The organism is Haloarcula sp. MBLA0163, from assembly GCF_055632435.1.
This window is the reverse complement of sequence record NZ_CM145745.1, coordinates 1,665,584-1,678,926: the sequence shown is the minus strand read 5'-3', so window position 1 is coordinate 1,678,926 and position 13,343 is coordinate 1,665,584. Positions and strand designations below refer to the sequence as shown.

At 67.7% G+C, this 13,343-nt stretch carries 12 protein-coding genes; 5 read left to right on the top strand and 7 right to left on the bottom strand.

Translation table 11 applies throughout. From position 1 onward, the window contains the following. Window positions 1-96: 96 nt before the first annotated feature. From gyrB to ACV7GQ_RS08830, 3 genes are all read left to right on the top strand, one after another. Entirely contained in the window at window positions 97-2,025 is a 1,929-nt protein-coding gene (gyrB, locus tag ACV7GQ_RS08840; protein ID WP_470309885.1) for a DNA topoisomerase (ATP-hydrolyzing) subunit B, read from the top strand. Then, window positions 2,022-4,475, top strand: a complete 2,454-nt coding sequence (gene gyrA, locus ACV7GQ_RS08835; protein ID WP_470309884.1) for a DNA gyrase subunit A — start codon at window positions 2,022-2,024, stop codon at window positions 4,473-4,475. The genes gyrB and gyrA overlap by 4 nt, the downstream gene beginning before the upstream one ends. A gap of 101 nt (window positions 4,476-4,576) precedes the next feature. Then, window positions 4,577-5,365, top strand: coding sequence for a glycerophosphodiester phosphodiesterase (locus ACV7GQ_RS08830; RefSeq protein WP_470309883.1), 789 nt, complete (start codon window positions 4,577-4,579; stop codon window positions 5,363-5,365). On the opposite strand, the gene rocF is transcribed toward ACV7GQ_RS08830, so the two are convergent. Further along, window positions 5,362-6,276 (bottom strand): arginase, encoded by a 915-nt coding sequence (gene rocF / locus ACV7GQ_RS08825; protein ID WP_470309882.1) that lies wholly within the window; start codon window positions 6,274-6,276, stop codon window positions 5,362-5,364. The two genes, ACV7GQ_RS08830 and rocF, sit on opposite strands and share 4 nt — an antisense overlap. 306 nt (window positions 6,277-6,582) lie before the next feature. On the opposite strand from rocF, the gene ACV7GQ_RS08820 reads away from it, so the two are divergent. Then, complete coding sequence (locus tag ACV7GQ_RS08820) at window positions 6,583-7,116, top strand: HTH domain-containing protein (RefSeq protein WP_470309881.1); 534 nt, start codon at window positions 6,583-6,585, stop codon at window positions 7,114-7,116. A 168-nt stretch (window positions 7,117-7,284) separates the two neighbouring features. Beyond that, window positions 7,285-8,448 carry an NAD(P)/FAD-dependent oxidoreductase gene (locus ACV7GQ_RS08815; protein WP_470309880.1) on the top strand — a complete coding sequence of 388 codons (1,164 nt, stop codon included), beginning with the start codon at window positions 7,285-7,287 and terminating at the stop codon, window positions 8,446-8,448. 206 nt (window positions 8,449-8,654) lie between these two features. On the opposite strand, the gene ACV7GQ_RS08810 is transcribed toward ACV7GQ_RS08815, so the two are convergent. The 6 genes from ACV7GQ_RS08810 to ACV7GQ_RS08785 form a co-directional block, all read right to left on the bottom strand. Next, a complete protein-coding gene (locus ACV7GQ_RS08810; RefSeq protein ID WP_470309879.1) occupies window positions 8,655-9,437 on the bottom strand; it encodes a class I SAM-dependent methyltransferase in 783 nt (260 codons plus the stop codon). A gap of 64 nt (window positions 9,438-9,501) precedes the next feature. After that, a complete protein-coding gene (locus tag ACV7GQ_RS08805; RefSeq protein ID WP_470309878.1) occupies window positions 9,502-10,326 on the bottom strand; it encodes a nucleoside phosphorylase in 825 nt (274 codons plus the stop codon). Continuing rightward, entirely contained in the window at window positions 10,323-10,709 is a 387-nt protein-coding gene (cdd, locus tag ACV7GQ_RS08800; protein WP_470309877.1) for a cytidine deaminase, read from the bottom strand. Before cdd ends, ACV7GQ_RS08805 begins: the two co-directional genes overlap by 4 nt. A 45-nt stretch (window positions 10,710-10,754) precedes the next feature. Continuing rightward, window positions 10,755-12,116, bottom strand: a complete 1,362-nt coding sequence (locus ACV7GQ_RS08795; protein ID WP_470309876.1) for a phosphohexomutase domain-containing protein — start codon at window positions 12,114-12,116, stop codon at window positions 10,755-10,757. A 66-nt stretch (window positions 12,117-12,182) separates the two neighbouring features. After that, window positions 12,183-12,899, bottom strand: a complete 717-nt coding sequence (gene psmB, locus ACV7GQ_RS08790; protein WP_470309875.1) for an archaeal proteasome endopeptidase complex subunit beta — start codon at window positions 12,897-12,899, stop codon at window positions 12,183-12,185. Window positions 12,900-12,969: 70 nt separating this feature from the next. Then, on the bottom strand, window positions 12,970-13,140 hold the full coding sequence (locus tag ACV7GQ_RS08785) for a hypothetical protein (protein ID WP_470309874.1): 171 nt from the start codon (window positions 13,138-13,140) through the stop codon (window positions 12,970-12,972). Between the last annotated feature and the right edge of the window lie 203 nt (window positions 13,141-13,343).

Sequence of the window (13,343 nt, the reverse complement as noted above, 5' to 3'; positions counted from 1 at the left end):
GGGTCGGTAAGCCCTGATTAAATAGCTTTCGGCCGCCGCGCACACGCGCGTGCGGGAGTTTTATGAAGCGCGCCCTGCTAGGGGGAATCAATTCCTATGTCAGGAGAGTCTGATGAGTACGGCGCAAAGTCTATCCAGACCTTAGAAGGGCTGGAGGCCGTGCGGAAACGGCCTGCGATGTACATCGGGTCCACGGACGCCCGTGGTCTCCACCATCTCGTCTACGAAGTCGTCGACAACGCCATCGACGAGGCCCTCGCGGGCTACTGTGACAACATCGAGGTGACGATACACGACGACGGCTCCGTCTCCGTCAGCGACGACGGGCGCGGCATCCCCGTCGACGAACACGAGGAGCACGGTCGCCCCGCCGTCGAGGTCGTCATGACCATCCTCCACGCGGGCGGGAAGTTCGACAACAAGTCCTACCAGGTCTCCGGCGGCCTCCACGGCGTCGGCGTGAGCGTGGTCAACGCTCTCTCGAAGTGGCTGGAGGTCGACGTCAAGCGCGACGGGGCCCTGTGGCGCCAGCGCTTCGACCACGGCGAACCCGAGTACGAACTCGAGCGCATCCGCGACCTCGAACCCGACGAGGAGACGGGCACCACGGTCCGGTTCTGGCCCGACGACGACATCTTCGAGACGGGCGAGTTCACCTTCTCGACGCTCGAGTCCCGGCTGCGCGAACTCGCCTTCCTCAACTCCGGCGTCGCCATCACCATCGCCGACGAACGCGACGGCAAGACGGAGACGTTCGAGTACGAGGGCGGTATCAGGGAGTTCGTCGAGTTCCTCAACGAGACGAAAGACCCCCTCCACGACGACGTCGTCTACTTCGAGGACGAGGAGGAGATAGCCGACGGCGTCGTGCAGGTCGAGATCGCCATGCAGGGGACCGCGGACCTGCAAGGGTCGATCCACGCCTTCGCGAACAACATCAACACGCGCGAGGGCGGGAGCCACCTCACCGGGTTCAAGACCTCGCTCACACGCGTCGTCAACGACTACGCGACGGAAAACAACCTCCTGAAGGACTTGGACGACACGCTGAAGGGCGACGACATCCGCGAGGGATTGACGGCGGTCATCTCCGTCAAACACCCCGACCCGCAGTTCGAGGGCCAGACGAAGACGAAGCTCGGCAACAGCGAGGTCCGCGGCATCGTCGAGTCGGCCATGCACGACGGCCTCTCGACCTTCTTCGAGGAGAACCCCGACACCGCCGAGGCCATCATCGGCAAGGCCGTCGAGGCGGCGAAGGCCCGGAAGGCCGCGAAGAAGGCCGAGGAGCTCACGCGCCGGAAGTCGGCGCTGGACTCGACGGCCCTGCCGGGCAAACTCGCCGACTGCCAGACCCGCGACCCTGAGGAGGCCGAACTGTTCGTCGTGGAGGGCGACTCCGCCGGCGGCAGCGCCAAACAGGGCCGGAACCCCGAGTTCCAGGCCATCCTCCCCATCAAGGGGAAGATTCTGAACGTCGAGAAACACCGGCTGGACCGCATCCTCGAGAACGACGAGATACGGAACCTCATCACCGCTCTCGGCACCGGCATCGGCGACGAGTTCGACATCGAGGACCTGCGCTACGAGAAGATTATCATGATGACGGACGCCGACGTCGACGGCGCCCACATCCGCACCCTCCTGCTGACGCTGCTCTACCGGCACATGAAGCCGCTCATCGAGGCCGGCTACGTCTACGCCTCACAGCCCCCGCTGTACCGCATCCGCTACCGGGGTGAGACGTACGACGCGATGACCGAGGAAGAGCGGGACCGCATCGTCGAGGAGCAGTGCGACGGCAACCCGACGCAGGTCCAGCGGTTCAAGGGCCTCGGGGAGATGAACCCCGAACAGCTCTGGGAGACCACCATGGACCCCGAGAACCGGATTCTCAAACAGATAACTATCGAGGACGCGGCGGCCGCCGACCGGATGTTCAACATCCTGATGGGCGACGCCGTCGAACCGCGGAAGGAGTTCATCAAGGAGCACTCGCCCGAAGCGGAGTGGGTCGACATATGAGTTCAGACGTCTCCGACGACGCCAACGCGCCGGCAGAGCAGATCAAGCACGTCCGCATCGAGGACGAGATGGAGCAGTCCTACATCGACTACGCGATGTCGGTCATCGCGGGTCGGGCGCTCCCGGACGTCCGCGACGGCCTGAAACCCGTCCACCGCCGCATCCTCTACGCGATGCACGAGATGGGCGTCTCCTCTGGCTCGAGCCACCGGAAGTCCTCCTCCATCGTCGGCGAGACGATGGGTGACTACCACCCCCACGGCGACAGCGCCATCTACGACACGCTGGTCCGGATGGCACAGGACTTCTCGATGCGGTACCCCCTCGTCGACGGGCAGGGGAACTTCGGGTCGATGGACGGCGACCCGCCCGCGGCGATGCGGTACACGGAGGCCCGGATGGCCCCCATCGCCGAGGAACTCCTGGAAGACATCGAGAAGGACACCGTCGACTTCTCCAGCAACTACGACGACCGCCTCCAGGAACCGGACGTCCTCCCGTCGAAGGTCCCGAGCCTGCTGCTGAACGGCTCCTCGGGCATCGCCGTCGGGATGTCGACGAACATCCCGCCGCACAACCTCGGCGAGCTCGTCGACGCGACGGTCCACCTCATCGACAACCCCGACTGCACGGTCGAGGACCTGATGGAACACGTCAAGGGACCGGACTTCCCGACCGGCGGCAACATCGTCGGCCGCGACGCCATCTACTCGGCGTACACGACGGGTCGGGGTCGCCTGCGCGTTCGCGCTGAGTACGAGGTCGACCGCGAGAACGGCCGTATCGTCATCAGCGAACTCCCCTATCAGGAGAACAAGGCCCGCGTCGTCGAGCGCATCGCCGACGACGTCAACGAGGGGAAGATAGAGGGCATCTCGGACCTGCGCGACGAATCGGACCGCAACGGCGTCCGTATCGTGGTCGAACTCAAGCGCGGCGCGAACGTCGACGTGGTCGAGAACCGACTGCTCGACCATCACCTCGAGTCCACCTTCGGCGTCATCAACCTCTCGCTGGTCGACGGCCAACCGCAGGTCCTCTCGCTGAAGGAGAGCTTGCAACACTACGTCGAGCACCGCCGCGAGGTCGTCCGCCGGCGCTCCGAACACGACCTCGCCGAGGCCGAGGACCGCGCACACATCCTCGAGGGCCGCCTGAAGGCCCTCGAGAACGTCGAGGACGTGGTCGAACTCATCCGCAACAGCGAGGACCGGGACGCCGCCCGGTCTGGCCTGCAGGAGTCGTTCGACTTCTCGGCGGACCAGGCCGCCCACATCGTCCGGATGCAGCTCGGGTCGCTCACCTCGATGGAGTCGGCCGAGATAGAGTCGGAGTACGAGGACGTACAGGACACCATCGAGTACCTCGAGGCCGTCCTCGACAGTCGGGCGAAACTCGACGGCGTCATCAAGGACGAACTCCGCGAGGTCAAAGAGGAGTACGACGACGACCGGCGGACCAGCATCATCGAGGACGAGGGGCAGGTCACCCACGAGGACCTCATCCCGGAGGAAGACTGCGTAGTCGTCGTCACCGAGGACGACTACATCAAGCGGATGCCCGTCGAGCAGTTCGACCCGCAGAACCGCGGCGGGAAGGGCATCATCGGCGCCGACCCCAAGGAGGGCGACCGCGTCTCGAAGGTCTTCAGAGCGAACAGTCACGACTACCTGCTCTGTTTCACCAACCAGGGGCAGGTCTACCGCCTGAAGACCTACGAGGTGCCCGAGATGTCCCGCACCGCCCGCGGGAAGTCGGCCATCAACCTCCTCTCGCTGGACGACGGCGAGGAGATAACCGCCGTCGTCTCCACCGACGAGTTCGAGGCCGACGAGTGCATCACGATGGTCACCCGGCAGGGCTACGTCAAGCGGACCGGCTGTGACAACTTCGAGAACATCCTCTCGACGGGTATCCGGGCCGCCAAACTGGAAGACGGCGACGAACTCGTCGACGTGGACGTCACCGACGGCACCGGCGACCTCGTCATCGCGACCGAACAGGGGATGACCATCCGCTTCGACGAGAACGAGGTCAGCGAGATGGGGCGGTCGGCCCGCGGCGTCCACGGCATCAAACTGCAGGACGGCGACCGCGTCGCAGCGATGGTCGCGACCAGCGACGACGACGACCGGTCGCTCCTGACCGTCACGAAGAACGGCTACGGGAAGCGCACCGCGCTCTCGGAGTACCGTCCGCAGTCCCGCTACGGACAGGGCCTCATCGACATCAAGACCGACGACCGCAACGGCCCGGTGTCGACCGCGAAGGCGGTCCGCGACGACGACCACCTCGTCATCATGTCCGAGGACGGCCAGATCATGCGCATCCGCGCCGGCGACGTCTCGCAGGTCGGCCGGAACACGAAGGGCGTCACCATCATGGACGTCGAGGGCGACGACCGGGTCGCGAGCGTGACCGTCGTCCCCGCGGCGACCGACGAGACGTAACTCGCGAGCGGGTCGGTCGTCTTCGACCCCTACACTGACGGCGAGCGCCCGCGAACGAGGCTTATGCGACACCAGTCGACCCCGGATTCGGAGGGACCGCCGTGACGACGCCCGCCGTCGTCGCACACCGCGGGTTCGCCGGGCAGTATCCGGAGAACACCGTCGCTGCAGCGAGCGCGGCCGCGGCCGACGGCGCGGACGCCGTCGAGATAGACGTGCAGGCCACCGCCGACGGCGACGTGGTGGTGTTCCACGACAGGCGACTCGACGGCCGGGGGGAGAGCCGCGGTATCACCGACGGGACCGGCGTCGTCTGGCGACAGTCGACGGCGACCGTGACCGGAGCGCGGGTCCTCGGGACGGACGAACAGGTCCCGACGCTGGAGGCCGTGCTGAGCGCCGTCCCAGCGCACCTCACCGTCAACGTCGAACTGAAGAACCCCGGGAGCGACGCCACCCGGCCGGCGACGGCGCTCGACGCCGAAGCGAGAGAACGGGCGACCGAGCGGTGGGCACCGTTCGTCGAGTCCGTCGTCGGCGTCGCCGACCGGTTCGAGACCGACGTCGTCTACTCGTCGTTCTACGAGGGGGCCGTCTCCGCACTGCGGACGCGGGCCCCCGACGCGCCCGTCGGCGTCCTCGTCGGCCCGGACAGCGTCGCCGCTGGCTGTACGGTCGCTCGGCGGTACGATGTCGACGCGGTCAACCTCCCGCTCTCGGCCGTCGACGGTGCGAGCGGCGACCGACTGGCGAGCGTCGCCGCCGACCTCGACGCGTCCCGGAACGTCTGGACCGTCGAGGACTGGCAGGACGCTCGCCGAGCAGTCGACAGCGGTGCCGACGGCATCATCGCGGACTACGCCGGTCTCGACGGCTACGTCGGTCCCTAGAGGACGACCTTACCGAAGGCGCTCGCGGCCAGTTCGCAGGCGAGTTCCGCCGTCCGGTTGTGGTCGTCGAGGATGGGGTTCACCTCGACCAGTTCCATCGAGCGGATCGCCTCGCGCCGTTCGGCGACGTACTCCATCGCGACGTGGGCCTCCCGGTAGGAGACGCCGCCCCGGACCGGGGTCCCGACCCCGGGCGCCTCCGTCGGGTCCAGCCAGTCGAGGTCCAGCGAGACGTGGATGGCGTCGGTGCCGTCGGTGGCGATGTCCAGCGCCTCCGCCACCACCGACGGGACGCTCCGCGCGTCGATGTCCGACATCGTGTAGGCCGTCACGTCGCTCTCGTTGATGAGGTCTCGCTCCTCGCTGTCGACGTCCCGGAGCCCGACCAACACGACGTTCTCCTCGCTGACTGCGGGGGTGTGGGCCCAGGGCTCGTCGGCGAGCGACCCCTTGCCGAGGATAGCGGCCAGCGACATCCCGTGGATGTTCCCGCTCGGCGTCGTCTGCGGGGTGTTGAAGTCGCCGTGCGCGTCGAACCAGACGACGCCCAGCGACTCGTCGGGGTCGGCGGCGCCGGCGACGGTGCCGATGGCGATGGAGTGGTCACCGCCGAGGACGAGCGGGAACTCCCCGTCGTCGAGTGTGGCCCGGACGGCGGTCTCGACGTCCTGACACACCTCGCCCGTCTCCCGCCGGAACTTCGCCCGCCCGCCGCTCGGTTGGTCGGCGTCGGGGTCCCGCTCCTCCGCCCGGGGCACCGCGAGGTCGCCCCCGTCGACGCAGGTCATCCCGAGGGCCTCCAGCTGGTCTGCGAGCCCGCCGTATCGTATCGCCGAGGGCCCCATGTCGACGCCCCGGCGGTCCGCGCCGAGGTCCATCGGGACCCCCAGTACCCGAACTGTCCTGTCCATACCGACCGTTGTCCGTCCAGCGGCTAAAGAACGGGGGCACCAGTTAAGTTACCGCCACGGCAATCCCCGGTAATCGAGGGGGCACGACGAGAGCGCCGCCGCCGGCGCGTCACTCCGAGTCGCCCCTGATGGACCTGCTCGCCCGGCCACCGGAATCGGTGTCGGGACACACCTATCGGGGCCTCCAACAGGGTGGCGTGGTGGCGCTTTTATTCTTTCCAGTCGGAAGGCAAAACTCGGCGACGAGAGCCCGGAACGACGTGGAGCACCGTCGCTTTTAAGAACGGCTGTACCGAACGACCTACTATGTCTTCAATCGAGCTGACACCCAGTCAGAAGAACATTCTGCAGGAACTCGTAAACCTGTACCGGGAGAGCGAGACTGCAGTGAAAGGCGAAGATATCGCCGAGAAGGTCGACCGCAACCCAGGCACCATCCGCAACCAGATGCAGAGCCTGAAGGCCCTGCAGCTGGTCGAGGGCGTCCCGGGGCCGAAGGGCGGTTACAAGCCGACGGCGACGGCCTATGACGCGCTCCAGATCCAGGACATGGACCAGGCGGCGGAGGTCCCCCTGCGGCACAACGGCGAGCTCGTCGAACACGCGAACGTCGAGGAGATAGACCTCACGAGCGTCCACCACCCCGAGGAGTGCCGCGCCGAGATCCAGCTCCAGGGGTCGCTCTCGGAGTTCCACGAGGGCGACTCGGTCACCGTCGGACCGACGCCGCTCTCGAAGCTCCAGATCATCGGGACCCTCGAGGGGAAAGACGACACGAACAACAAGCTCATCCTCGCTATCGACGACATGCGCGCGCCCGCCGGCGAGCCCGAACACTGACTCCGCCGCCGGGTCTCTTCTCTGTCTCCTCTGCCTGCTCGCGCCGTTCGAACCCCCGGTAACGGTCCGGTTCCCGCGCCGGCGTCGCCGACGATTAATTATCCAGTTACTGCCATCTCTGACGGCGATTTCGTAGCCTTTGTATCACCTGCCCCCCGAGTCGCCTCTATGAGTGACAAGGTCGTCGTACTCGGTGCGGGGTATGCCGGTGCTGGCGCCATCAAGAGCCTCGAAGACGAACTGAACGGTGAAGCCGACGTCACGTGGATATCCGACACGGACTACCACCTCGTCCTCCACGAGTCCCATCGCTGCATCCGGGACCCGTCGGTCCAGGAGAAGGTCGCCATCCCCGTCCACGAGATCAAACAGCCGACGACGGAGTTCGTCCAGGATACGGTCGTCGACATCGACACCGAGGACCGTCTCGTCGAGCTCGAGTCCGGTGACGACGTCGCGTACGACTACCTCCTCGTCGGGCTCGGCTCCCAGACGGCCTTCTTCGGCATCGAGGGCCTCGAGGAACACGCCCACACGCTGAAGAGCCTCGACGACGCGCTGGGCATCCACGACGCGGTCCAGACGGCGGCCCGCGAGGCCTCCCAGAGCGACCCGGCGCAGGTCATCGTCGGCGGTGCCGGCCTCTCCGGCATCCAGACGGCCGGCGAGATCGCGGAGTTCCGCGACAACCACCGCGCGCCTATCGACATCCACCTCGTCGAGGGCCTCGACGAGATATTCCCGGGCAACGACCCCGAACTGCAGGGCGCCCTGCGCAAGCGGCTGGAGGACGCCGACGTGAACATCCTCACCGGCGACTTCATCGGTGAGGTCGACGAGGAGACGGTGTACATCGGCGACGACGAGGAGCTCGACTACGACGTGCTCATCTGGACCGGCGGCATCACCGGCCGGGACTGCGTGCGCGACGTCGACCTGGAGAAGGACGAGCGCAACCACCGCATCCACTCCGAGGGCGACTTCCAGACCGAGGACGAGCGCGTCTTCGCCATCGGCGACTGCGCCCTCATCGACCAGCCCGGCGAACAGCCGGCCCCGCCGACGGCACAGGCCGCCTGGCAGGCCGCCGAAGTCGCCGGCGAGAACCTCGCCCGCTCGGTCCGCGGCCAGCCCCTGAAGACGTGGACCCACAAGGACAAGGGGACGGTCATCTCTGTCGGCGAGGAGGCCGTCGCCCACGACGTGATGGGCATGCCCATCGACACGTTCGGCGGCTTCCCGGCGAAGGTACTGAAGAAGGGCATCGCCGCCCGCTGGATAGCCGACGTCACCGGCATCGGTCGCGCCGCGAAGGCGTGGCCGGACATGTAGACGTACCTTTTTACTTCGGGGGGTTTCCTCGCGCCCTTCGGTCGCTGCGGGAACCCCCACTCGCAAAAATCTACGCTAAAAGATACCTCACGCTCGCTTTGCTCGCCTGAAGCGAACCCGCGACGGAGGCGCGGGACGCTCGACTCGGCAGCCTGCCTTCCCCCGTCGTCGCGGCACGGAGGCCGCTCCCGGCCGTCACTGGGAATTCAGTCTGCCACGGCCCAGAACCCGAGCGTTCGTGGCACCTTCGCTTGGAGTTCCGGCGACGTACTGCCGCCGGGGTCTTCGTCGTAGTCGTCCGGGTCGTCGCTTCGCGGGACCTCGTACACTTCTTTCACGGTGAATCCCGCGTCGACGAGCGCACCGTGGAGGTCACCGACCGTCCGGTCGAACACGACGATGTCGTCGTGGAGTACGTCGTCGTGCTTGTCGCGGCGGGGACCGGTGACGTGGTAGCTCCGTTCGAGGGCCAGCGTCTCGGGGTCGAACAGTTCGTGAAACGGGTGTGGCACGTCGAAGGTGAGAACGCCTCCGTCACGGAGCAGACGGTGTGCCTCTGTGAGCGCTGCGTCGATGTCTTCGACCATGAAGTAGACGAATCCCGAGTACGCTACGTCGAACGCGTCGTCGGCGAGCGGCACGTCCGTCACGTCGCCTGTGACGAACCGGGCGTCGACGCCGTACAGGTTCCGGAGGCGAACCGCGTGCCGGAGTTGCTCGACGGAGAAGTCGACACCGACGGCCGTCTCGACGCCGTCGCGGGCGGCCCCGACCGTCCCCTGTCCACCGCCACAGCCCAGTTCGACGAACGCCGTGTTCTCGCGGGCGGGCAGCTGGTCTGCCTGCCAGTCCGCCATCGACTCGGGGTCGGGCAACGGCGAGTACACCGGTGGAAGCCCACCCTCGGCAGTCGCCGCGTTCCACAGCGCCTGATGGTCGTCACTCCACGCGTCCCACAGTCTCCGGTTCTCCCGATTAGTATCCCCCATACGGGTCGTTCCAGCGGGCCGGAAGATGAGTGTTCGGGTAGTGTGCGAACGCGTGATGGCGGGGCTACCGCTCGATAGAAAGGCCGGCGTGCCACCCGTCGGCGCCCGCGTCGTCGACAGCCTCGTCCATCCGCTCGAGGTAGGTCACCGCGAGGCTGGCGCACTTCGTCGCCTTCCGCTCGCCTTCCGTCCGGAACTCCCCAGTCTCGCGGTTGGCGTAGACCGTACAGACCGCGCCGGCGCGGAGCCCGTAGATGCCGGCGAGCGTGAGGATGCTGGCGGCCTCCATCTCGAAGTTGACGACGCCGGCCTGCCGGAGTTCGTCTATCTTGGCGTCGCTGTCGCGGGCCTCGAACCCGCCGAACCCCGGTCGCGACTGGCCGGCGTAGAAGCTGTCGGTCGAGCAGGTGACGCCGAGGTGGTAGTCGTAGCCCAGCTCCTCGGCGGCGGCTACCAGCGCCGAGACGACGCGGTGGTCGGCCGTCGCCGGGTAGTCCTCCCGGACGTACTCCTTGCTCGTCCCCTCCTGCCGGACCGCACCGGTCGTGATGACCAGGTCGCCGACGCTGGCCTCCGGTTGGATGCTCCCGCAGGACCCCACTCGTAGCAGCGTGTCGACGCCGACGCGGGCCAGTTCCTCGACGGCGATGGCCGCCGACGGCGACCCGATGCCGGTCGAGGTGACGGAGATGGGCGTCCCGTCGTGTGTCCCGGTCGCCGTCCGGTACTCCCTGTGTTCGCCCGTCACCTCGTAGTCGTCCCAGTCGGCGACCACCTTCTCGACCCGCTCGGGGTTCCCCGGCAGGAGGACGGTGTCGGCCACGTCCTCGGGCCCGACGACGAGGTGGTACTGTTCCTCGTCGTTCGGGTCCTCGCTGTCGCCCGTCATCTATCGAGGTGCCCGGGCGTGATCGTCGTCGGGAGCAGTTCGCCCAGCGTGAACTCCCCGCCGTCCTCGCCGTCGGTGTAGATGGGGAAGTCGTCGTCACAGAACTCCGCGAGCGTCTGTCGACACATCCCGCAGGGGGTCACGCCGTCGCGCTTGTCAGAGGAGACGGCGAGACGGGCGAACTCGCGGTGGCCGTCCCTGACCGCCGACCCGATCGCCACCTCCTCGGCGTGGAGGCTGTTGCTGTAGTTCGCGTTCTCGATGTTGCACCCGGTGTAGACGGTGCCGTCGGCCGTCTCGATGGCGGCGCCGACGCGGTACTCCGAGTACGGGGCGTAGGAAGCCGCGACGGCCTCCCGTGCCGCGTCCATCAGGTCGTCCATACCGACGGGTCGGGCGGCCGCGGCAAATAGGCACCGACGACGGCGTCACCCGTCGCCGGCGGAATCGACGGCCGACGCGACGACGGCCCGGACCTCGTCGACGAGCGCCTCGACGTCGTCGCTCTCTGCGTACACCCGCACGTACGGTTCGGTGCCGCTGGGGCGGACGAGGGTCCACGAGTCGTCGGGGAAGGTGAGGCGCACGCCGTACTCCGTCGACACCTCGGCGTCGGGGAAGGCCTCGGGGAGCGTCTCGCCGACCGTCGCCATCGCATCGGCCTTTCGGTCGTCGGGACACTCGACGCTGACCTTCCGGTACGGGCGCTCGGTGACGGCCGCTCGGCGCTCCGGGAGGCCCTCAGCGGCGAACAGCCGCGTGAGGACGGCCGCGCTCGCGACGCCGTCTATCCACCCGCTGAACGCCGTGTGGACGTGCTTCCACGGTTCCGCCGCGAAGACCACCGCCGTCTCCTCGCCGCCGGCCGTTCGCTCACGGGCGATACCCTCGTGGAGCGCGCCCAGGTGGATTCGCTCGACGCGACCGCCCGCCGCTGTGACGCGCTCGTCGATGCGACCCGAGGCGTTCGGCGTGGTGACCACGACGGGGTCCCCGGCGTCCGAGGCGCGCGTGTAGTGTTCGGCCAGCATCGCGAGCACGGTGTCCTCGTGGACCACCGCGCCGTCGCCGTCGACGACGACGATGCGGTCGGCGTCGCCGTCGTGTCCGAACCCGAACGCCGCGTCCGACGCGGCGACGAACGAGCGGAACTTCGCGAGGGACTCCGGCGTCGGTTTGCTCTCTCGACCGGGGAAGTAGCCGTCGACGTTGGCCTCCGTGGCGACGACACCGGCCCCGAGGTCACGGAGCACCTGCGGCGTCGCGACGCCCGCCATCCCGTTGCCACAGTCCACCGCGACGGTCACATCACCGGGGTCGGCCCCGAAGCCGCGTGCGTACTCGGCGACGGCGGCCCGGTACGGCGGCAGTACGTCGGCCGCTCCCGACCGGCCCCACTCGCCCCACTGGGCGGCCGCCGCGTCCGCCTCGACGCGTCGCTCGATGGTCGCCTCAGCCTCACCGTCGTACTCTTCCCCGTCGTCGAACAGTTTGATACCGTTGTCGGTCGGCGGGTTGTGACTCGCGGTGACCATCGCACCCCGTCGGTCCCGCGACGCGTAGGCCAGCGCCGGGGTCGGGACCGCGCCGATGCGGACCACGTCCGTGCCGGCACTCTCCAGCCCCGCGGCGAGCGCGTCGGCCAGCGCCGGCGAGCTCACCCGTCCGTCGTGGCCCAGCGCGAACTCGTCGGCGTCTCGGCCCGCTGCCCGGCCCACCGCGAGGGCGAGTTCGGGCGTCACTCGCTCGACGACGTCCCCTCGGATTCCGGCGGTCCCGAACAGTTCCATACCGTCTCTGCGTCCGGTCCGTGTATAGTTCTCCCGCTCTGTCCCGTCGCGTCGGGCGGTGCGGTCCTACAGCAGTTCGTCGAAGTCGTACCCCTGGATGTCGACGCCCTCGCTGGTCACGTCGGCGAGGTAGATGCCGTTCCCCGAGCCGGTGTCGCGCTCGGCGGCGGCCTTGATGGATGCGGCGGCGACTTCGCGCGCCTCCTCGTTGGTCATGTCGTCCTCGTAGCGGTCCTCCAGGGTCCCGTAGGCGACGGTGAGACCGGAGCCGGTGACCGTGTAGTCGTCCTTCATGACGCCGCCGGCCGGGTCGATGGAGTAGACGTGGTGGCCGTCGTCGTCGACGCCGCCGAGGATGGGGTTGATGGCGAAGAAGGGGCCGCCCCGGGCGAAGTTGCCGGCGAGCGTCGAGAGCGCCTGCATGCTCATGTCCTCGCCGCGGCGGGCCTCGTAGAGGTTGACCTCGGCGCGGAGCGAGCGGATGAACGACTGGGCGCCGCCGACGCTACCGACCAGCGTGAGCGCGGCGTTCGGGTGAATCTGTTCGACCTTCTGGACGTTCTTGTTCGAGACGAACCGGCCGCCCAGCGACGCGCGCATGTCCGTCGCGATGACGACGCCCTCGCTCGTCGAGATGCCGATGGTGGTCGTCCCCGTCTTGTTGACCTTCTCCTCGTCCTGCCCGGACTGCTGGGGCAGGGACCCGACCTCGGGTTCGTAGGGGTCGGTCTGGAACTCGTCTGCGGTCGGGGGGCGTGAGAAGTCGGGAGTCGTGTCTCTCATTGTCGCCCGGTACCACTCCGCCGCTGATAAATCCTCTTCTTGTGGTGAGGCTGACCGCCTCCGCCACCGCCTACGCGCTCGCCCGCTCGTACGCCTCTCCGAGCCCCTCCACGGCCCGGTCTATCGGGAGGCTGAGACCGAACCGTTCGGTGACCATCGCGACCGGCAGCAGCAGGATGCCGGCTATCAGCGCGAGTTGATACAGTGCGAGCAGCGTTGCGGTGTACAGTCGGGATTCCATCGTCCCTCGGCAGAGTGCAGGGAGCAGCCCATATATAATTCTTCGGACCGACTCACGTGTTCGTCGCATCGTTCGTGACAGACCGACGGGCCGCCGTACGGCGATTAAACCGGACTTGTACGGGACGCAACTACATGTGTGCGAATCGACCGGTCGGGCGTAACGGGCGCGTTGGAACGAGTCGGCGTTCGCATAAGTTATGC

Excerpts from the sequence above, each read along its gene's own strand:
- ACV7GQ_RS08805 (WP_470309878.1), bottom strand. The coding sequence starts at position 10,326 with ATGACGGGCGACAGCGAGGACCCGAACGACGAGGAACAGTACCACCTC.
- cdd (WP_470309877.1), bottom strand. The coding sequence starts at position 10,709 with ATGGACGACCTGATGGACGCGGCACGGGAGGCCGTCGCGGCTTCCTAC.
- ACV7GQ_RS08785 (WP_470309874.1), bottom strand. The coding sequence starts at position 13,140 with ATGGAATCCCGACTGTACACCGCAACGCTGCTCGCACTGTATCAACTC.
- ACV7GQ_RS08810 (WP_470309879.1), bottom strand. The coding sequence starts at position 9,437 with ATGGGGGATACTAATCGGGAGAACCGGAGACTGTGGGACGCGTGGAGT.
- psmB (WP_470309875.1), bottom strand. The coding sequence starts at position 12,899 with ATGAGAGACACGACTCCCGACTTCTCACGCCCCCCGACCGCAGACGAG.
- ACV7GQ_RS08820 (WP_470309881.1), top strand. The coding sequence starts at position 6,583 with ATGTCTTCAATCGAGCTGACACCCAGTCAGAAGAACATTCTGCAGGAA.
- gyrA (WP_470309884.1), top strand. The coding sequence starts at position 2,022 with ATGAGTTCAGACGTCTCCGACGACGCCAACGCGCCGGCAGAGCAGATC.
- rocF (WP_470309882.1), bottom strand. The coding sequence starts at position 6,276 with ATGGACAGGACAGTTCGGGTACTGGGGGTCCCGATGGACCTCGGCGCG.
- ACV7GQ_RS08815 (WP_470309880.1), top strand. The coding sequence starts at position 7,285 with ATGAGTGACAAGGTCGTCGTACTCGGTGCGGGGTATGCCGGTGCTGGC.
- ACV7GQ_RS08795 (WP_470309876.1), bottom strand. The coding sequence starts at position 12,116 with ATGGAACTGTTCGGGACCGCCGGAATCCGAGGGGACGTCGTCGAGCGA.
- gyrB (WP_470309885.1), top strand. The coding sequence starts at position 97 with ATGTCAGGAGAGTCTGATGAGTACGGCGCAAAGTCTATCCAGACCTTA.